The organism is Pseudomonas sp. FSL W5-0203, assembly GCF_001896155.1.
GTDB classification, from domain to species: Bacteria; Pseudomonadota; Gammaproteobacteria; order Pseudomonadales; family Pseudomonadaceae; genus Aquipseudomonas; species Aquipseudomonas paracarnis.
The window spans coordinates 45371-65776 of record NZ_MPOR01000010.1; the positions used below are offsets into that span (position 1 = coordinate 45371).

A 20406-nucleotide genomic window follows, 5' to 3' on the forward strand; every position below is an offset into this window, starting at 1 on the left:
GTTACTTGCCAATGCAAAAGCTTGAGAAAATCCGCCCCAGCAAATCATCCGAACTGAAAGCGCCGGTGATTTCACCCAACAGCTGCTGCGCCTGACGCAGATCTTCAGCCAGCAGCTCCCCAGCCCCCGCCAAGGTCAACTGAGCGCGCCCGTGCTCCAGGGCCGCGCTGGCATGACGCAGCGCTTCCAGGTGCCTGCGCCGCGCACTGAAGCTGCTTTCCGAGGTCTGTTCGTAGCCCATGCAGGCTTTAAGGTGTTCGCGCAGCAATTCCAGACCCTCACCGGCCGATTTCGCGCTCAAGCTGATCGTGACGTGGCCATCTTCACTGGTTTCCAGGGCGATGGCTTCACCCGTAAGGTCGGCCTTGTTACGGATCAAGGTGACTTTGGCCGGGTCTGGCCGTTGTTCAAGGAATTCGGGCCACAAGGCAAAAGGATCCACAGCTTCCGGTGCAGTGGCATCCACCACCAGCAACACACGATCGGCTTCGCTGATCGCCTTGAGCGCACGTTCCACGCCGATCTTTTCCACCTGGTCGTCGGTGTCGCGCAGACCAGCGGTGTCCACCACGTGCAGCGGCATACCGTCGATGTGGATATGTTCACGCAAGATATCCCGGGTAGTGCCGGCGATCTCGGTGACGATGGCCGCCTCGCGCCCTGCAAGAGCATTGAGCAGGCTGGATTTGCCGGCATTGGGCCGGCCGGCAATCACTACTGTCATACCATCGCGCAGTAAGGCGCCCTGCCCGGCTTCACGCAGCACTGTGGATAACTCATCGCGGACTTTGTCCAGCATCGCCAATACATGGCCATCCGCCAGAAAGTCGATTTCTTCTTCCGGAAAATCAATCGCGGCTTCGACGTAGATGCGCAGACTGATCAACTGCTCGGTCAAATTATGCACACGCAGGGAAAAAGCCCCCTGCAATGAGCGCAACGCGTTACGTGCAGCCTGTGCAGAACTGGCTTCGATCAAATCAGCGATAGCTTCGGCCTGGGCCAGGTCGAGCTTATCGTTCAAGAATGCGCGTTCGCTGAATTCCCCGGGTCTGGCCAGGCGGCAACCCAATTGCAAGCAGCGCTGCAGCAGCATGTCCAACACCACAGGACCACCGTGCCCTTGTAGTTCAAGGACATCTTCACCGGTGAACGAGTTTGGCCCTGGAAAATAGATGGCCAGCCCCTCGTCCAATACGCTGTGGTCGGCATCCAGGAACTGGCCGTAATGGGCATAACGGGGTTTCAGCTCCCGGCCTCTGATAGCCTTGGCTGCCACGCCCGCCAATGGCCCGGAAATTCGAACGATGCCGACACCGCCCCGACCTTGAGCGGTAGCGACAGCAGCGATGGTTTCACGAGGAGCGCTCATCAGCAGGTTCCAGAACAAAAGTGACGGAAAGCAAAACGCCCCACTAGGGGGCGTCTTGAGTGGTTATCCACAGAGTAAATTACGCCTCGGCTTTTTTGGTAGCCGCTTCGATTTTACGTGTGATGTACCACTGTTGAGAGATCGACAACAAGTTGTTGACCACCCAGTACAGTACCAAGCCAGCAGGGAACCACAGGAAGAAGAAGGTGAAGATGATTGGCATCATTTTCATTACCTTGGCCTGCATCGGATCCGGCGGGGTTGGGTTCAGACGCTGCTGGATAAACATGGTCGCGCCCATGATGATCGGCAGGATAAAGAACGGGTCTTTGATCGACAGGTCAGTTATCCACAGCATGAACGGCGCCTGGCGCATTTCAACGCTTTCCAGCAATACCCAGTAAAGCGACAGGAACACCGGCATCTGTACCAGAATCGGCAAGCATCCACCCAGCGGGTTGATCTTCTCTTTCTTGTACAGCTCCATCATGGCCTGCGACATTTTCTGCCGGTCATCACCATGTTGTTCTTTCAGCGCGGCCAGTTTCGGGGCCACGGCGCGCATACGCGCCATCGACTTGTAGCTGGCTGCCGACAGAGGGAAGAAAAGCCCTTTGATCAGCATGGTCAGGAAGATGATCGACCAGCCCCAGTTACCGACGATGCTGTGGATATGCTGCAACAGCCAGAAGATCGGCTGGGCAATGAACCACAGGAAGCCGTAGTCCACAGTCAATTCCAGGCCTGGGGACAACTCTTTCAGTACCGCCTGGCTTTTAGGGCCGGCGTACAGGGTAGCGCTGGTTTCAGCCTTGGCACCTGGAGCGACGGTCAACGCCGGGCCAGTGAAACCAATGATGTAGTTGCCCTGGCTGTCCTTGCGGGTCTGAACCAGGTTCGCGTCACCCTTGTTAGGAATCCAGGCGGTCACGAAATAGTGCTGCAGCCACGCTACCCAGCCACCTTGGACGGTTTCTTTCAGCGAGCCCTTGTCGATATCTTTCATCGACACTTTTTTGTACGGCTCGTTACTTGTCCACAGGGCGGCGCCCAGGTAAGTGGCGGTACCGGTGGCGGTGCTGGAAGACGGATCGGAGCTGGCGTCACGCTTGAGCTGGGCAAACAGGTTGCCGCTCCAGGCTTTGTCGCTGGTGTTGTCGATCAGGTAAGTGACCTTCAAATCGTACAAACCGCGGGTAAAGCTGAAACGCTTGATGTAGTTGACACCGTCGAGGCTGAATTTCAGGTCGACGTTCAACTGGTTCTGGCCGTCTGCCAGTTGATAAGTCTTCTGCTCGGTCGAATAAACCGGACGACCGGTAGCACGTGCATCCGGACCATTGGTGCCGGTCAGGCCGCTTTGCGCCAGATAGGTACGTTCACCGCCGTTATCGAACAGTTGGAACGGCACATCCGGATGGTCTTGGCGACGTGGATAAAGCGGCAGCTTCAGCTGTGCGATATCACCACCTTGTGGGTCGATAGCCAGGTCGAGCACATCCGTTTTTACGTGGATGAGGTCTTTGTTGGTGACCACTGGCGTTTCTAACGGGGCACTTGTCTCGCCATTCGCGCTGGGAACATCGGCACTCGCGGACGCATTGTTACCCAGCGGGGTGTCCGGAATAGCCGGCGCAGCCTGATTGGTAGCAACATTCTGAGTCGGCAGGGCAGCCTGACCGTAGTCCTGGTTCCATTTAAGGACCATGACATAGGACACGATTGCCAGGGCGACGATCAGGATTGTGCGTTTAATATCCATGATTACTCGGCCATCGAAGAAGAACGGGAGGTAGGGATAGGTGGAACCGGGTCATAACCACCGGGATTCCACGGATGACAGCGACCTAAACGACGAAAGGTCAGCCAGCCACCGCGCAGAAGACCATGATTTTCTATGGCCTCTAACGCGTAGCAGGAACAACTGGGGTAGAAACGACAGTGGCTGGCCATCAGAGGACTAATGGCATAGCGATAAAACTGGATCGGAACGATTGCCAGTTTACGCATCAAGGCTGTCTACCCCTACAGTTTCGGTGCTGACTGCTGGTGCTGGCTTGTGGGTACGCGCCAAACGTTTCCAGAGCTTGCCGAAATGCTGAATCAATTCGGGGTTTTCTACATCACCCAAGCCTTTGCGCGCGACGATAACAATATCCCAACCAACCAGAGTGTCCTGGTGGAGGCGAAACGATTCGCGCATCAGACGCTTGAGGCGATTGCGCTCAACGGAGAGCTTTACGCTCTTCTTGCCGATCACCAACCCGAGACGGGGATGATCAAGATCGTTGTTACGCGCAAGGAGCAGGAGATTTTTCCCCGGAACCTTGCCGGTGGGGGAGTCAAAGACTGCCTTGAAATGCCGGGGGGTTAGCAGACGCTTTTCCCGACTGAAGTCCTGACTCACCACCAGTACCGGATTATCAAACTGCCAGACGCGCACGACCTTTGGCGCGGCGACGCGACAGGACAGCACGGCCGTTCTTGGTAGCCATGCGAGCACGGAAGCCGTGAGTACGGGCGCGTTTGATGGTGCTTGGTTGGAAAGTACGTTTCATGGCGTTGTTACCTGGTTCGTCCACAACGGGCCGGAATGGCCCCCGTTTTAAGAGACCGGCGATTCTAGAGAAAGCAAGCCTCTAGGTCAATTTCCAACCAGCTTTTCCTTTAATTAGATGTCGACGGGGTCCTGGCGCCCTTCTCCCCGTCTGACTTCCATCTGCCATGCGATAGATATAAAAATAAAGAAGGAAGTTATTTAAAGCTTTTCTGTAAAGCTTATAAAAGCTAGGGACGCGATCATCTGTGGATAACTGCCTTGAGCCCTTGTTCCACGTGTTGTACAGAGAATGACAACACGGGGGAGAAGCGGTGCTCTGCCTGTGCTGCGCTATCGGATAAGCTGTGTGTGGAACAGCTACTTATCCACAGGCCGGTTACCCACAGACTTTCGACCCCACTTGTACAACGAGCTTAGGTGGGTTTATCCACAGAGCTTATACACAGACCACTGGTCGCATTTTTTGCGGTTAAGGCATTGATTTTGGGTGGCCTGTGAACAACCTACATGTGGATAAGTGGACGGCTGGCCGCTACAATGGCGGCTGTTTTTGCCTCACCGGCTTTCAACTTAGGGGATATCCGTGTCAGTGGAACTTTGGCAGCAGTGCGTGGAGCTTTTGCGCGATGAGCTGCCTGCCCAGCAATTCAACACCTGGATCCGTCCGCTACAGGTCGAAGCCGAAGGCGACGAGTTGCGTGTCTATGCGCCCAATCGTTTTGTCCTCGACTGGGTCAACGAGAAGTACCTGGGCCGCGTTCTCGAATTGCTCGACGAACATGGCAACGGCCTGGCGCCTGCTCTCTCCTTATTAATAGGCAGCAAGCGCAGCTCAGCTCCTCGCGCCGCGCCGAATGCGCCATTGGCCGCCGCCGCGTCGCAAGCCCAAGCTGCAGTGGCGCCTGTCGCCGCAGCACCTGCACCGACAGCTGCGCCGTCCAAGCCGTCGTCGCGCAAAAATAATGCGCCAGAGAATGAAGAGCCGTCCCGCGACAGCTTCGACCCGATGGCCGGTGCCAGCTCTCAACAGGCGCCCGTGCGCTCCGAGCAACGTACTGTGCAGGTAGAAGGCGCGCTCAAGCACACCAGTTACCTGAACCGCACGTTTACCTTCGAGAACTTTGTCGAAGGCAAGTCCAACCAGCTGGCCCGAGCGGCCGCCTGGCAGGTCGCCGATAACCCCAAGCATGGTTACAACCCGCTCTTCCTTTATGGCGGCGTGGGCTTGGGTAAGACGCACTTGATGCACGCCGTCGGTAACCACCTATTAAAGAAGAACCCGAATGCCAAGGTGGTTTACCTGCATTCGGAGCGCTTCGTGGCCGACATGGTCAAGGCCTTGCAGCTCAACGCCATCAACGAGTTCAAACGTTTCTACCGCTCCGTTGATGCCTTATTGATCGATGACATTCAGTTCTTTGCCCGCAAGGAACGTTCCCAAGAGGAGTTCTTCCACACCTTCAACGCCCTGCTCGAAGGTGGCCAGCAGGTCATCTTGACCAGTGACCGTTACCCGAAGGAAATCGAAGGCCTGGAAGAACGTCTGAAGTCTCGTTTCGGCTGGGGCCTGACGGTTGCCGTGGAGCCACCGGAGCTGGAAACCCGCGTTGCGATCCTGATGAAGAAGGCCGACCAGGCTAAAGTCGATCTGCCTCACGATGCTGCGTTCTTCATCGCCCAACGCATCCGTTCCAACGTGCGTGAGCTGGAAGGCGCGCTCAAGCGGGTCATCGCCCACTCGCACTTCATGGGTCGCGATATCACCATCGAGCTGATTCGCGAGTCCTTGAAAGACTTGTTGGCCTTGCAGGACAAGTTGGTGAGTGTGGATAACATCCAGCGTACCGTGGCCGAGTACTACAAGATCAAGATTTCCGACCTGCTGTCCAAGCGCCGTTCGCGCTCGGTGGCACGTCCACGCCAGGTTGCCATGGCCCTCTCCAAGGAGTTGACCAACCACAGCCTGCCGGAAATCGGTGATGTGTTTGGCGGACGCGACCACACCACGGTCTTGCACGCATGCCGCAAGATCAATGAACTTAAGGAATCCGACGCGGATATTCGCGAGGACTACAAGAACCTGCTGCGTACACTGACTACGTGATGACACCAGCGCAGCTTATTAAGGCAAGGGACTAGACCATGCATTTCACCATTCAACGCGAAGCCCTGTTGAAACCCCTGCAACTGGTCGCAGGCGTCGTCGAGCGCCGACAGACCTTGCCGGTGCTTTCCAACGTATTACTGGTGGTCGAGGGGCAACAGTTGTCCTTGACCGGTACCGACCTGGAAGTCGAACTGGTGGGTCGTGTCCAGCTCGAAGAGCCTGCCGAACCCGGCGAGATCACCGTGCCGGCGCGCAAGCTGATGGATATCTGCAAAAGCCTGCCTAACGATGCGCTGATCGACATCAAGGTGGATGAGCAGAAGTTGGTGGTCAAGGCAGGCCGTAGCCGTTTCACCCTGTCGACCTTGCCGGCCAATGACTTTCCAACCGTAGAAGAAGGCCCTGGCTCGCTGACGTGCAGCCTGGAGCAAAGCAGGCTGCGTCGTTTGATCGAGCGCACCAGCTTCGCAATGGCCCAGCAGGACGTGCGTTACTACCTCAACGGTATGCTGCTGGAAGTCTCGGAAGGTATTATCCGCGCCGTGGCCACCGACGGTCACCGTCTGGCAATGTGCTCGATGCGTGCCGATATCGGTCAGCCGGATCGTCACCAGGTAATCGTTCCACGCAAAGGTATCCTTGAACTGGCGCGCTTGCTCACCGAGCCGGACGGCAACGTCAGCATCGTGTTGGGCCAGCACCACATTCGCGCGACCACCGGTGAGTTCACCTTCACCTCCAAGTTGGTAGACGGTAAGTTCCCGGACTACGAGCGTGTGTTGCCTAAAGGTGGCGACAAGCTGGTGGTCGGTGATCGTCAGGCTCTGCGTGAAGCCTTTAGCCGTACTGCGATTCTGTCCAACGAAAAGTACCGTGGTATTCGCCTGCAGCTGGCCAACGGTCAACTGAAAATCCAGGCCAACAACCCGGAACAGGAAGAGGCGGAAGAAGAAGTGGGTGTCGACTACAACGGCGCATCGCTGGAAATCGGCTTTAACGTGAGCTACCTGTTGGACGTGCTGGGTGTTATGACTACCGAACAGGTTCGTCTGATCCTGTCGGACTCCAACAGCAGCGCCCTGGTACAAGAATCCGACAACGACGACTCGGCTTACGTTGTCATGCCGATGCGCCTGTAATCATGCTCAGCAGAAGCTAGATGTCCCTCAGTCGCGTCTCGGTCACCGCGGTGCGCAATCTGCACCCGGTGACCTTCTCCCCTTCCCCCCGCATCAATATCCTCCATGGCGCCAACGGCAGTGGCAAAACCAGTGTGCTGGAAGCCATCCATCTGCTGGGGCTTGCGCGTTCCTTCCGCAGTGCCCGTTTGTTACCCGTGATTCAGTACGAACAATTGGCCTGTACCGTATTTGGCCAAGTGGAACTGGCTGAGGGCGGTCATAGCAGCCTGGGGATATCGCGTGATCGTGGTGGGGAATTTCAGATCCGAATCGACGGGCAAAATGCGCGCAGCGCAGCGCAACTGGCAGAGATCCTGCCGTTGCAACTGATCAACCCCGACAGCTTTCGATTGCTGGAAGGTGCCCCGAAAATCCGTCGGCAATTCCTCGACTGGGGCGTGTTCCACGTGGAACCCCGCTTCATGGCCACTTGGCAGCGGCTGCAGAAGGCCCTGCGGCAGCGGAACTCATGGCTGCGGCATGGTACACTTGACGCCGCTTCGCAAGCAGCCTGGGACCGTGAACTGTGCCTGGCCAGCGACGAAATAGATGAATACCGCCGCGCCTATATCAAAGCCTTGAAACCAGTCTTTGAGCAGACCTTGAGCGAGTTGTTGGACCTCGAGGGCCTGACGCTGAGTTATTACCGCGGTTGGGACAAAGAACGTGAGCTGAGTGCAGTGCTCGCAACGTCCTTGCAACGGGATCAGCAAATCGGACACACCCAGGCCGGCCCCCAGCGCGCTGATTTGCGCCTTAGATTAGGTGCACACAATGCTGCGGACATCTTGTCCCGCGGCCAGCAAAAGTTGGTCGTCTGTGCGTTGCGTATCGCGCAGGGCCATCTGGTTAGCCAGGCTCGACGCGGTCAGTGTATTTATTTGGTGGATGACTTGCCGTCAGAACTCGACGAGCAGCACCGCCGCTCGCTATGCCGCTTGTTGGAAGACTTACGCTGCCAGGTGTTTATCACCTGTGTAGACCACGAATTATTGAGGGAAGGCTGGCAGACGGAAACGCCAGTCGCTTTGTTCCACGTGGAACAAGGCCGTATCACCCAGACCCACGACCATCGGGAGTGAAGGCATGAGCGAAGAAAACACGTACGACTCGACCAGCATTAAAGTGCTGAAAGGTTTGGATGCCGTACGCAAACGTCCCGGTATGTACATTGGCGACACCGATGATGGTAGCGGTCTGCACCACATGGTGTTCGAGGTGGTCGATAACTCCATCGACGAAGCTCTGGCCGGTCACTGCGACGACATCAGCATTATCATCCACCCGGATGAATCCATCACCGTGCGTGACAACGGTCGTGGCATCCCGGTAGACGTGCACAAAGAAGAAGGCGTTTCGGCGGCAGAGGTCATCATGACCGTGCTCCACGCTGGCGGTAAGTTCGACGACAACTCCTATAAAGTATCCGGTGGTTTACACGGTGTAGGTGTGTCGGTAGTGAACGCCCTGTCCGAAGAACTGATCCTCACTGTCCGCCGTAGCGGCAAGATTTGGGAGCAGACCTACGTCCACGGCGTACCACAGGAGCCGATGAAAATCGTCGGTGACAGTGAAACCACCGGTACCCAGATCCACTTCAAGCCATCGGAAGAAACCTTCAAAAACATACACTTCAGCTGGGACATCCTGGCCAAGCGGATTCGCGAACTGTCTTTCCTTAACTCCGGTGTCGGCATCGTCCTCAAGGATGAGCGCAGCGGCAAGGAAGAGCTGTTCAAGTATGAAGGTGGCCTGCGAGCGTTCGTTGAATACCTGAACACCAACAAGACCGCGGTCAACCAAGTGTTCCACTTCAACATCCAGCGTGAAGATGGCATCGGCGTGGAAATCGCCCTGCAGTGGAACGACAGCTTCAACGAGAACCTGTTGTGCTTCACCAACAACATTCCACAACGCGATGGCGGTACTCACCTGGTGGGTTTCCGTTCTGCGCTGACGCGTAACCTGAACACCTACATCGAAGCGGAAGGCTTGGCGAAGAAACATAAAGTCGCCACCACCGGTGACGATGCCCGTGAAGGCCTGACGGCGATCATCTCGGTCAAGGTACCGGATCCGAAGTTCAGCTCCCAGACCAAAGACAAGCTGGTGTCTTCCGAAGTGAAGACTGCGGTTGAACAGGAAATGGGTAAGTACTTCTCCGACTTCCTGTTGGAAAACCCGAACGAAGCCAAGCTGGTTGTCGGCAAGATGATCGACGCTGCACGCGCCCGTGAAGCCGCGCGGAAGGCCCGTGAAATGACCCGCCGCAAAGGCGCGCTGGATATCGCCGGCCTGCCAGGCAAACTGGCTGACTGCCAGGAGAAGGACCCTGCCCTCTCCGAACTGTACCTGGTGGAAGGTGACTCTGCTGGCGGTTCCGCCAAGCAGGGTCGTAACCGTCGCACCCAGGCCATCCTGCCGTTGAAGGGTAAGATCCTTAACGTTGAGAAGGCCCGCTTCGACAAGATGATTTCCTCCCAGGAAGTCGGCACCTTGATCACGGCGTTGGGCTGCGGTATTGGCCGCGATGAGTACAATATCGACAAGCTGCGCTACCACAACATCATCATCATGACCGATGCTGACGTCGACGGTTCGCACATCCGCACCCTGCTGCTGACCTTCTTCTTCCGTCAGTTGCCGGAGCTGATCGAGCGTGGCTACATCTACATCGCCCAGCCGCCGTTGTACAAAGTGAAAAAGGGCAAGCAAGAGCAATACATCAAAGACGACGACGCCATGGAAGAGTACATGACGCAGTCGGCCCTGGAAGATGCCAGCCTGCACTTGAATGACGAAGCGCCGGGTATCTCCGGTGAGTCGCTGGAGCGACTGGTCAACGACTTCCGTATGGTCATGAAGACACTCAAGCGTTTGTCGCGCCTGTACCCTCAGGAGCTGACCGAGCACTTTATCTACCTGCCGGCCGTGAGCCTGGAGCAGTTGGGCGATCACGCCGCCATGCAGGATTGGCTGGCCCAATACGAAGTGCGCCTGCGTACTGTGGAGAAGTCTGGTCTGGTGTACAAAGCCAGCCTGCGTGAGGACCGTGAACGTAACGTATGGCTGCCAGAGGTCGAACTGATCTCCCACGGCCTGTCCAATTACGTCACCTTCAACCGCGACTTCTTCGGTAGCAACGACTACAAGACCGTGGTTACCCTCGGCGCGCAATTGAGCACCCTGCTGGACGACGGTGCTTACATTCAGCGTGGCGAACGCAAGAAGCAGGTCAAGGAGTTCAAGGAAGCCTTGGACTGGTTGATGGCGGAAAGCACCAAGCGTCATACCATCCAGCGCTATAAAGGTCTGGGCGAGATGAACCCGGATCAGCTGTGGGAAACCACCATGGACCCTGCTCAACGTCGCATGCTGCGCGTGACCATCGAAGACGCCATTGGCGCCGACCAGATCTTCAACACCCTGATGGGTGATGCGGTCGAGCCTCGTCGTGACTTCATCGAGAGCAATGCTTTGGCGGTGTCTAACCTGGACTTCTGATCAGGAACATCTGCTAAAAACAAAAGGCCAACGCTTAGCGTTGGCCTTTTTTGTTGGTTCGTAGTCGCGCATTTTTTAAATGCTCCACGTGGAACATCAGGCTATTTAACTTTCCACAGCGGGTGTCACACTCTCCAACCGATACCCGTACCCATAGATCGTCAACAGCTGCCAACCGCGATCCGCGGTCAGCCCTAGCTTGTTGCGCAGGCGGTAGATATGCGTGTCCAACGGCCGCGACGACACCATTTCTTCGTGGCTCCAGAACCGCTCATAGAGATACTCGCGAGACAACGGCCGGGCCAGGTTGGCAAATAGACAACTTGCCAAACGGTATTCCCGTTCTGTCAGGTTAATGGGCTTGCCCGCTCGGGTGACGGTCAGTTCGGCATCGTCGAACGTCAGATCGTTAAAGCTCTGCACTTCCTGGGTAGCCGACTTTTGCAAACCGTGGCGCCGCAGCACGGCGCTGACTCGGGCTTTGAGTTCGTTGGGCCGAAACGGCTTGCTGACATAGTCGTCCGCCCCGCTGTTCAACGCCGTCACGATATCGCTTTCGGCATCGCGACTGGTGAGCATGATAACGGCGGGAGGCGACTCCATGTGCTCGCGGGTCCAGCGCAATAACGCGATCCCGGAGATATCCGGCAGTTGCCAGTCGAGGATCAGCAGGTCAAAGGTTTCCCGACGTAGCTGGCGTAGCAGGTCTTCGCCACGTTCAAAAAAATGCAGGGACCAGGGCTGTTCAGCCGGACCGGGAATCTGTCGCAGTGTCTGTTCCACCCGTCGCAACTCTGCGGGTTCGTCATCCAGTATTGCGACACGCATGGGCGGGGTCCTTCCTACAAAAATACGAGAGCTTGAATGGGGGGCACATGCTGTACAAATGCCGACCTATGAATCTGAATAATTATGGACGGATTCTACAGTGCCTGGATCTCTCGATACGCTGAAAGCGCCGTAAACTCAATCCACTACGATCCTCAAAGAAGATACCGGCTCCTGTCGTTCCGGAAAAGGGTCGGCGTGATCGCCTCGCCGGGGCGTTATGCCCGCTCCAATGTGCGGTATCGTTCATTGCGCGGTCGTGGGAAGTCCTCCAATGAGACCGAAATAAGCTTCACTGGTTTCAGAACACCGCATGCACTTCATCGCAACCCCATGGAGAGGGATCCTGGGCTTATGACATCTTTACTTAACGACCATCAATGCCTTGGCCCCCTCATGGCGCTAGCCCTGTGAAGCTCTGGCGCAAAACCGAGAAACGCCAACCTACCCAGGCCCAGCTTTTGTTCCATGGGTTGGTTCGTGAATGGCTGTTGATCGGTTTGGTACTCCTGCCCTTTACGGCCTACTTATCCTTGAGCGCTGGCTTAGCGCTCAATAATCCGCTCTATGACAGCCTGCGCCGCCTCACGCCCTTGCCGGTAGATCCACGCATCGTCCTGGTGACCATCGACGCACCCAGCCTGGAAGCACTTGGCCCATGGCCTTGGCCGCGCAGCGTACATGCCGAGCTGATTGAACGCGTGAACGCCGCACAGCCGGCGGGCATTTTGTTGGATGTGATCTTCAGTGAGACCGACCACAGTCATGACGAGCAGCGCCTGGCCGATGCCGTATGCAAAGCCGGCAATGTATTGCTGCCCATCGCCGGAGACAGCAGCGTCAGCCCCAAGGCTCCCATAGCGCCGTTGTCGCCACTGCTCAAGTGCGCCAAGGGTGTCGGTCACATCAACGTCGAAGCGGACAACGACGGTGTGGTGCGCAGCGTGTATCTACGTGAAGGCCCGCCGGGAAGCACGCTTCCTCAGTTGGCGTGGCTGGCGTTCGCCATGAGCGAGCATGCCGAGACGATGCCGGGCCTGCCACAAGAGCCTACTGGAGGGCACTGGCATCAGGAACATGAGATTCGTGTGCCGTTCACTTCGGAACCAGACCATTTTCCCAGTCTGTCCTACGTCAGCGTACTACGCGGCGAGGTAGCTCCCGAGTCGCTGCGGGGTCGCCTGGTTCTGATCGGCGCCTCAGCCTATGGCATGGCCGATCGTTTCGTGACGCCGCTCTCTTCCACCGTGGGCACCACTGCGGGGGTTGAGATCCAGGCTGAAGTACTGAATGGTTTGTTGCAGGGTCGCAGCATCGTCGATCTGCCCGGCTGGTTCGCGGCGTTGCTAGCAACGTCCCTGGTGGCCCTGCTGCTGGGCCTTCTGCTTGTGCGCCCCCGTTACGCCCTGTGGATGACCTTGGCGTGCATGGCCGTGGCTTTGCTGGGCTCATGGGGCTTATTGCGCCTGGGCCACTGGTGGAGCCCCGCAGCATGCCTGATCGGTTTGTTGCTGAGTTACCTGATCTGGAATTGGCGACGTCTGAGCGTAATTCTCGCCTACTTTGGCTGGGAACTGGCACGTCTGGATAACGAACCCAAGGTGCTTCCGGAACGTCGTCGCGCGCCCGCCAGTAAGGGCGATGTGCTGCAAGGGCGGATCTTTGCCCTTGAACAAGCCGTCAGTCGTACACGCGATACGCGGCGCTTTATGGCTGACGGGCTGGAGTGCCTGCCGGTAGCAACGCTGATCACCGACCCTCAGGGCAGCATCCTGTTGGCCAACCGCGTGGCCCGTGAAGTATTCGGCAATGACCTGGGCGGCGAAAACCTCGTCGAACAGCTCGCCGATCTAGGCTATCCCCCGCTGCACAATGGTGTACGCCCTGCCCTGTCGGCACTGGAACTGGTCGAGTTTCGCGATATCCACCAACGCAGTTTGCGCATGGAGCTAGCCCCTTTGCTGCCTGCCGAAGGGGATTTCGCCCTCGGCTGGTTGTTGAGCCTCACGGACCTGAGCAAGGAGCGTGAAGCACAGCAGCACCGCGAGACGATGCTGCGTTTCCTTTCCCACGACCTGCGTGCACCGCACTCAGCGATCCTTGCCCTGTTGGACGTGCACAACGGGGAGTCCCCGGTGTTTACCCAGATCGAACAGCAGGTGCGGCGGGCCTTGAGCCTGACTGAATCCTTTGTGCAATTGGCCAAGGCTGAAGCGGACGGTTACCAGTTCCAGCCCACCCTGTTTGCCATGCTGGTGATGGACGCTTTTGATCAAGTGGCGGTGATTGCGCAGTTGAAGGGCATCCATTTGGTTCACGACCTGGATGAGGCGGACGAGGCCATGGTCTACGCCGACCAATCGCTGCTCACCCGGGCGTTGTTCAATGTGCTGGAGAACGCGATCAAATACTCCCCATCCGGTACCACCGTCAGGTTGAGGCATGGCAGTGCGCAAGGTTGGTTGGAATGCAGGATAAGCGACCAGGGACCGGGGATTGCGCCTGAGGATCTGCCGGAGTTGTTTAACCAATACCGACGTTTCGATTCGGCTCAAGGCAGTGAGGGGCTTGGACTGGGGCTGACCATGGTTAAAGCAGTGTTGGAGCGGCACGGTGGGCGCATCGTGTGTGAAAGTGAGCTGGGCAAGGGCTCGACGTTTATCCTGCTGCTGCCGTTATTGGAGGACTGAAAAAGCGGCTTTTCTGCTGTGCATAAAAAACCGGTCACAAGGACCGGTTTTTTTATGAAGAAAAAACTTATGCACGTTTTTCTGAATTTTATGAGCTTCAGAAATATGTAAGTAAATCAGCTTGTTATGAAGCAAAAAAGCCAATTCGCCAACAAAGCGTACACAGGTTATCCACAGATGCTCAAACGGCCGGCGTCTCCACCACCACCGGTTCCGGAGGCAGGGAGCCCATGGCCCGTTGCTGCGCCTCATTCCACGCCGCAGCGCGGTCGTTCAGGGCGGCGATGGCACGTGGTCCTTCGCCTTCTGCGTACATCGGTTCGCCGATCACTACGGTGATAGTGCCTGGGCGTTTAGCCCAGCCAGTCTTGGGCCAGAACTTGCCGGCGTTATGCGCAATTGGCAGCACAGGCAGGTTGGCGTTGACCGCCAGGGCGGTACCACCCCGTGAGAACTTACCCACGGTGCCGTAGGGCACCCGCGTGCCCTCCGGAAAGATCAGCACCCAGACGCCGTCCTTGAGCAACTCATCGCCCTTCTTCGCGACATGCTTGAGCGCAGCCTTGGGGTTGTCCCGGTCGATGGCGATCGGACGCAACATGGCCATGGCCCAGCCGAAGAATGGCACATACAGAAGCTCGCGCTTGAGCACCTGGCTCAACGGCGAGAAATACGCCGAGAGGAAGAACGTCTCCCAGGTGCTCTGATGGTTCGAGAGAATCACGCACGGTTGATCAGGAACGTTTTCAGCGCCCTTGACCTCGAAACGAATATTCAGGAACACCTTGCTCAGCCACAACGCGCAGCGGCACCAGTAGACGTTGATAAAGCGATAGCGCGCCTTGAAGGGCAGGAACGGTGCAATAAAAAAGCTCAGGGTGCACCAGAGAAACGAACTGGTGCCCAGCAGCAGGTAAAAGAAAAAGGTTCTGATGGCCTGCAAGATCGACATGGCGGCATTTACCGTTGCGGGACACGGCCCGCCTGCTAAAAGCGCACTCCCGAACAGTCCTTGGTCAGGAAGTCGAGGGCGGCTAGTTGTTGATAAGTTCTGCGGCAACGGCCGCCAGATCGTCAAAAATCAAGGTGCCTACCGGCAGGTTTTTAGCCTGGGTCTTTTCGCCTTTTCCGGTTTTAACCAAAACTGGCTGAGAGTCGACGGCTTTGGCCGCCTCCAGGTCACCGAGGCTGTCCCCGACGAACCATATCCCAGCCAAGGGCACCTTGTAATGTTCTGCAATAATTTTCAACATGCCAGGCTTGGGCTTGCGGCAATCGCAGCCTTCGTCCGGCCCGTGGGGGCAGTAGACCACCAGCCCCACCTCGCCGCCCTGCTCGGCCACTAACGCGCGCAAACGCGCGTGCATGGCCTCCAGGGTCGCGATGTCGTAGTAACCGCGGGCGATGCCGGACTGGTTGGTGGCGATGGCCACCGTCCAGCCGGCTTTGCTCAACTGCGCGATGGCCTCGATCGAACCGGGCAGCGGGATCCACTCCTCCACCGACTTGATGTAAGCGTCGGAGTCGTAGTTGATCACCCCGTCCCGATCGAGAATCAGCAGTTTCAACATGATCAGCCCAGTACGGAGATGTCGGCGATATTGATGAACAAGCCACGCAGGCGCGCCAGCATGGCGTAGCGGTTTTTGCGCACGCCAGCATCATCGGCATTGATCATCACCGCTTCGAAGAACGCATCCACCGGCTCACGCAAGGACGCCAGGCGCGCCAACGCTTCAGCGTAGTTACGCTCGGCGATCAGCGGCTTCACGGCGTTCTCGGCCTTGGCGATGGCTGAGTTCAGCGAGAACTCCTTGGCATCGGCAAACAGGCCCGGGTCGACTTCGGCAGTGCCGAGGTTGTCGGCCTTGCTCAACAGGTTCGACACGCGCTTGTTCACGGCGGCCAGGGCATCGGCTTCCGGCAGCTTGCGGAACGCTTGCACGGCTTGTACACGCTGGTCGAAGTCCAGTGCCGAGCCCGGTTGCAGGGCACGTACCGACAGGTAGACGGAAACGTCCACGCCTTCGTCTTCATAACGCGCACGCAGGCGATCGAACACAAACTCCAGCACTTGCTCGGCCAGGCCGGCTTGCTTGACCTTGGTGCCGAACTGGCCGACGGCAAATACCACGGCCTGGGTCAGGTCGAGGTCCAGCTTTTTGTCGATCAGGATACGCAGCACGCCCAAGGCCGCACGGCGCAGGGCATACGGGTCTTTGCTGCCGGTGGGCAGCATGCCGATACCGAAGATACCCACGAGGGTGTCCAGCTTGTCGGCAATGGCCACGGCCGCACCGGTCAGGGTGCTCGGCAGTTCTGCACCGGCACCGCGCGGCATGTACTGCTCGTTCAGGGCCAGGGCGACATCATCCGGCTCGCCGTCGTTGAGGGCGTAGTAGTAACCGGCCACGCCTTGCATCTCTGGGAACTCGCCGACCATCTCGGTGGCCAGGTCGCACTTGGACAGCAAGCCAGCACGCGCTGCCCAGGCTGCGTCGCCGCCGATACGTGGGGCAATGTAGGCCGCCAGCTTGGAAACACGCACGGCCTTGTCGTAGACGCTGCCGAGTTTTTCCTGGAACACCACGTTTTGCAGGCGCAGGTTGAAGTCTTCCAGCTTCTGCTTCTTGTCTTGCTTGAAGAAGAACTCGGCGTCGGTCAGGCGCGGGCGCACGACTTTTTCGTTACCGGCGATGATCTGCTGTGGGTCTTTGCTTTCGATGTTGGCCACGGTGATAAAACGCGGCAACAACTTACCGTCCACGTCCAGCAGGCAGAAGTACTTCTGGTTGTCCTGCATGGTGGTGATCAAGGCTTCTTGCGGCACGTCGAGGAAACGCTCTTCGAACGAGCACACCAGCGGCACCGGCCATTCCACCAGGGCGGTCACTTCGTCGAGCAGGCTTGGCGGCACGATGGCGGTGCCTTCCTGCAGACGGGCCAGCTCTTCGGTGCGCTTGCTGATCAGCTCGCGACGCTCATTGGCGTCGGCCAGCACGTAAGCAGCGCGCAGGTCGTTGAGGTAGTTGGCCGGCGAAGTGATGCGCACACTTTCTGGATGATGGAAGCGGTGACCACGGGAGTCACGACCGGCCTTCTGGGCGAGGATGGTGCAATCGATGACCTGGTCACCGAGCAGCATCACCAGCCATTGGGTTGGGCGCACGAACTCTTCCTTGCGCGCACCCCAGCGCATGCGCTTGGGGATAGGCAGGTCGTTCAGGGAATCTTCAACGATGGTCGGCAACAGGCTGGCGGTTGGCTTGCCGGTGATGACCTGGCTGAAACGCAGTTTCGGGCCGCTCTGGTCGATCTCGCTCAGCTCCACGCCACACTTCTTGGCAAAGCCAAGGGCCGCCTGGGTCGGGTTGCCTTCGGCGTCGAAAGCCGCCTGGCGCGGTGGGCCGTCCAGGTTGATGCTGCGATCCGGCTGCTGGGTTTCCAGCGCGGTCAGCAGCACAGCCAGGCGGCGCGGCGCGGCGTAGACCTTCTTGGCTTGAAACTTCAGGCCAGCGGTCTGCAGGCCTTTTTCGATACCGGCCAGGAATGCATCGGCCAGGGTATTGAGGGCCTTGGGTGGCAGCTCTTCGGTGCCCAGTTCAACCAGGAAATCTTGAGCACTCATTGTGCAGCCTCCAGCTTAGCCAACACTTCATCACGCAAATCCGGGGTTGCCATCGGGAAGCCCAGCTTGGCGCGAGCCAGCAGGTAGGCTTGGGCGACGGAACGCGCCAGGGTGCGCACACGCAGGATGTATTGCTGGCGCGCAGTAACCGAAATGGCACGGCGGGCGTCCAGCAGGTTGAAGGTATGGGAGGCCTTCAACACCATTTCATAGCTTGGCAACGGCAGCGGCTGGTCGAGTTCGATCAGACGCTTGGCTTCGCTTTCATAGAAGTCGAACAGTTCGAACAGTTTGTCGACGTTGGCGTGTTCGAAGTTGTAGGTGGACTGCTCCACCTCGTTCTGGTGGAACACATCGCCGTAAGTCACCTTGCCGAACGGGCCGTCAGCCCATACCAGGTCGTAGACCGAGTCCACGCCTTGCAGGTACATGGCCAGGCGCTCAAGGCCGTAGGTGATTTCGCCGGTGACCGGGTAGCACTCGATGCCGCCGGCTTGCTGGAAGTAAGTGAACTGTGTCACTTCCATGCCATTGAGCCAGACTTCCCAGCCCAGGCCCCAGGCGCCCAGGGTTGGCGATTCCCAGTTGTCTTCGACGAAACGAATGTCGTGCACCAGTGGGTCCAGGCCGACATGTTTCAGCGAGCCCAGGTACAGCTCCTGGAAGTTGTCCGGGTTGGGCTTCAATACCACCTGGAACTGGTAGTAGTGCTGCAGACGGTTCGGGTTTTCGCCGTAGCGGCCGTCAGTCGGGCGGCGACTGGGCTGCACATAAGCGGCGTTCCAGGTTTCCGGGCCGATGGCCCGCAGGAATGTAGCGGTGTGGAAAGTGCCGGCGCCTACTTCCATATCGTAGGGCTGAAGTACCACACAACCTTGCTCGGCCCAGTATTGCTGGAGGGCGAGGATCAAGTCTTGGAAGGTACGCACGGCTGGCGTAGGCTGGCTCACGAAATTCACCTGTTACTTGGGCTGCGATTTAAAGAGCGGGAGTATACCCGATTCGGCCCCGCCACCACTCCCTGGAGCCTTATGCCACGCTGCTTTTGGTGTTCTGAAGATCCGCTGTACATGGCTTATCACGATCAAGAGTGGGGAACGCCGCTGCGCGATGCGCAGGGTTTGTTCGAGTTGCTTTTGCTCGAAGGGTTCCAGGCAGGCCTGTCCTGGATCACCGTTTTACGCAAACGCGAGCATTATCGAAAGGTGTTGTTCGGCTTTGACGCGCAGCGTCTGGCGCAATTGAGCGATGACGAAATCGAGGTGCTGATGCAGGACCCGGGCATCGTGCGCAATCGCTTGAAGCTCAACGCTACCCGGCGCAACGCCGCGGCCTGGCTGGCGCTGGAAGATCCCGTGGGGTTGCTGTGGTCGTTTGTCGGCGGCAAACCCAAGGTCAATCACTTCAAGGATCGCAGCGACGTCCCGGCGATCACGCCCGAAGCCCAAGCCATGAGCAAAGCCTTGAAAAAGGCCGGCTTCACCTTCGTCGGGCCGACCATCTGCTACGCCTTCATGCAGGCCTCGGGCATGGTCATGGACCACACCCAGGACTGCGACCGTTACGCGGACTTGGTCAACGCCGGTTAGAATGCCGGCTTTGCGCACCACACACGATCAGGAGTGACCTGTGGAAAAGTTTAAAGGCGCCTTGCTGGTAGGCGCTCTTCGGTTGTTTGCCCTGCTGCCCTGGCGCGCCGTACAAGCCGTCGGCACGGGGATCGGCTGGATCATGTGGAAAACCCCCAACCGTTCCCGCGATACCGTGCGGATCAACCTCTCCAAATGCTTCCCGGACATGGACCCTGCAGAACGCGAGCGCCTGGTGGGCCGCAGCCTGATGGACATCGGCAAGTCCCTCACCGAAAGCGCCTGCGCGTGGATCTGGCCGGCGCAGCGCTCCATCGACCTGGTCCGCGAAGTCGAGGGCTTGGAAGTGCTGCACGAGGCCCTGGCTTCTGGCAAAGGCGTGGTGGGCATCACCAGCCACCTGGGCAACTGGGAAGTGTTGAACCACTTCTATTGCAGCCAGTGCAAACCGATCATTTTCTATCGCCCGCCCAAGCTCAAGGCGGTGGACGAACTGCTGCGCAAACAACGCGTGCAGCTGGGCAACCGCGTGGCGGCTTCCACCAAGGAAGGCATTCTCAGCGTGATCAAGGAAGTGCGCAAAGGCGGCCAGGTGGGCATTCCTGCCGACCCGGAGCCGGCTGAGTCCGCCGGGATCTTCGTACCGTTTTTTGCCACCCAGGCGCTTACCAGCAAGTTCGTGCCGAACATGCTCGCGGGCCACAAGGCGGTGGGTGTGTTCCTGCATGCCCTGCGGCTGCCGGACGGCTCGGGCTACAAGGTGATCCTGGAAGCGGCGCCGGAGGACATGTACAGCACCGACACCGCGACGTCCTGTGCGGCGATGAGCAAGGTAGTTGAGCGCTATGTAGGCGCTTACCCAAGCCAGTACATGTGGAGCATGAAGCGCTTCAAGAAACGCCCGCCGGGTGAGGCGCGGTGGTATTGATACACCGCTGACCTCCAGC

The 20406-nt window shown here is 58.1% G+C and carries 17 protein-coding genes; 7 read left to right on the top strand and 10 right to left on the bottom strand.

Annotated features, from left to right (window positions below):
• Position 1 precedes the first annotated feature (1 nt).
• From mnmE to rpmH, 5 genes are all read right to left on the bottom strand, one after another.
• On the bottom strand, positions 2 to 1372 hold the full coding sequence (gene mnmE / locus BOP96_RS11510) for a tRNA uridine-5-carboxymethylaminomethyl(34) synthesis GTPase MnmE (protein WP_073452719.1): 1371 nt from the start codon (positions 1370 to 1372) through the stop codon (positions 2 to 4).
• A 79-nt stretch (positions 1373 to 1451) separates the two neighbouring features.
• On the bottom strand, positions 1452 to 3134 hold the full coding sequence (gene yidC, locus BOP96_RS11515) for a membrane protein insertase YidC (RefSeq protein ID WP_073452721.1): 1683 nt from the start codon (positions 3132 to 3134) through the stop codon (positions 1452 to 1454).
• Between the two features lie 2 nt (positions 3135 to 3136).
• Entirely contained in the window at positions 3137 to 3382 is a 246-nt protein-coding gene (gene yidD / locus BOP96_RS11520; RefSeq protein WP_019816912.1) for a membrane protein insertion efficiency factor YidD, read from the bottom strand.
• Positions 3375 to 3782 (bottom strand): ribonuclease P protein component, encoded by a 408-nt coding sequence (gene rnpA / locus BOP96_RS11525; protein ID WP_020302575.1) that lies wholly within the window; start codon positions 3780 to 3782, stop codon positions 3375 to 3377. The genes yidD and rnpA overlap by 8 nt, the downstream gene beginning before the upstream one ends.
• 13 nt (positions 3783 to 3795) lie before the next feature.
• Entirely contained in the window at positions 3796 to 3930 is a 135-nt protein-coding gene (rpmH, locus tag BOP96_RS11530) for a 50S ribosomal protein L34 (protein ID WP_003213577.1), read from the bottom strand.
• Positions 3931 to 4515: 585 nt separating this feature from the next.
• Between rpmH and dnaA the strand changes: the two genes are divergently transcribed.
• The 4 genes from dnaA to gyrB are packed head-to-tail and all read left to right on the top strand — an operon-like array spanning position 4516 to position 10724.
• Entirely contained in the window at positions 4516 to 6036 is a 1521-nt protein-coding gene (dnaA, locus tag BOP96_RS11535) for a chromosomal replication initiator protein DnaA (RefSeq protein ID WP_032901521.1), read from the top strand.
• Between the two features lie 38 nt (positions 6037 to 6074).
• Positions 6075 to 7178 carry a DNA polymerase III subunit beta gene (dnaN, locus tag BOP96_RS11540; protein ID WP_073452723.1) on the top strand — a complete coding sequence of 368 codons (1104 nt, stop codon included), beginning with the start codon at positions 6075 to 6077 and terminating at the stop codon, positions 7176 to 7178.
• Positions 7179 to 7198: 20 nt separating this feature from the next.
• Positions 7199 to 8302: a DNA replication/repair protein RecF gene (gene recF / locus BOP96_RS11545; RefSeq protein WP_003187251.1), complete on the top strand. Its 1104-nt coding sequence runs from the start codon at positions 7199 to 7201 to the stop codon at positions 8300 to 8302.
• 4 nt (positions 8303 to 8306) lie between these two features.
• Entirely contained in the window at positions 8307 to 10724 is a 2418-nt protein-coding gene (gyrB, locus tag BOP96_RS11550; protein WP_003187253.1) for a DNA topoisomerase (ATP-hydrolyzing) subunit B, read from the top strand.
• A 105-nt stretch (positions 10725 to 10829) separates the two neighbouring features.
• Here gyrB and BOP96_RS11555 read toward each other — a convergent pair whose 3' ends face one another.
• Positions 10830 to 11552 (bottom strand): response regulator transcription factor, encoded by a 723-nt coding sequence (locus BOP96_RS11555; RefSeq protein ID WP_014716281.1) that lies wholly within the window; start codon positions 11550 to 11552, stop codon positions 10830 to 10832.
• A 410-nt stretch (positions 11553 to 11962) separates the two neighbouring features.
• On the opposite strand from BOP96_RS11555, the gene BOP96_RS11560 reads away from it, so the two are divergent.
• Entirely contained in the window at positions 11963 to 14242 is a 2280-nt protein-coding gene (locus tag BOP96_RS11560) for a CHASE2 domain-containing protein (protein ID WP_073452725.1), read from the top strand.
• 181 nt (positions 14243 to 14423) lie between these two features.
• On the opposite strand, the gene BOP96_RS11565 is transcribed toward BOP96_RS11560, so the two are convergent.
• The 4 genes from BOP96_RS11565 to glyQ form a co-directional block, all read right to left on the bottom strand.
• Positions 14424 to 15194 (bottom strand): lysophospholipid acyltransferase family protein, encoded by a 771-nt coding sequence (locus tag BOP96_RS11565; RefSeq protein WP_003187258.1) that lies wholly within the window; start codon positions 15192 to 15194, stop codon positions 14424 to 14426.
• A gap of 82 nt (positions 15195 to 15276) precedes the next feature.
• Positions 15277 to 15816, bottom strand: a complete 540-nt coding sequence (gmhB, locus tag BOP96_RS11570) for a D-glycero-beta-D-manno-heptose 1,7-bisphosphate 7-phosphatase (protein WP_173877514.1) — start codon at positions 15814 to 15816, stop codon at positions 15277 to 15279.
• Entirely contained in the window at positions 15816 to 17870 is a 2055-nt protein-coding gene (gene glyS / locus BOP96_RS11575; RefSeq protein ID WP_014716283.1) for a glycine--tRNA ligase subunit beta, read from the bottom strand. Before glyS ends, gmhB begins: the two co-directional genes overlap by 1 nt.
• Positions 17867 to 18820 (bottom strand): glycine--tRNA ligase subunit alpha, encoded by a 954-nt coding sequence (gene glyQ, locus BOP96_RS11580; RefSeq protein WP_003187265.1) that lies wholly within the window; start codon positions 18818 to 18820, stop codon positions 17867 to 17869. Before glyQ ends, glyS begins: the two co-directional genes overlap by 4 nt.
• Before the next feature lie 81 nt (positions 18821 to 18901).
• Between glyQ and BOP96_RS11585 the strand changes: the two genes are divergently transcribed.
• Positions 18902 to 19459, top strand: a complete 558-nt coding sequence (locus BOP96_RS11585) for a DNA-3-methyladenine glycosylase I (protein ID WP_014716284.1) — start codon at positions 18902 to 18904, stop codon at positions 19457 to 19459.
• 40 nt (positions 19460 to 19499) lie between these two features.
• On the top strand, positions 19500 to 20387 hold the full coding sequence (locus BOP96_RS11590) for a lysophospholipid acyltransferase (protein ID WP_014716285.1): 888 nt from the start codon (positions 19500 to 19502) through the stop codon (positions 20385 to 20387).
• Positions 20388 to 20406: the final 19 nt, after the last annotated feature.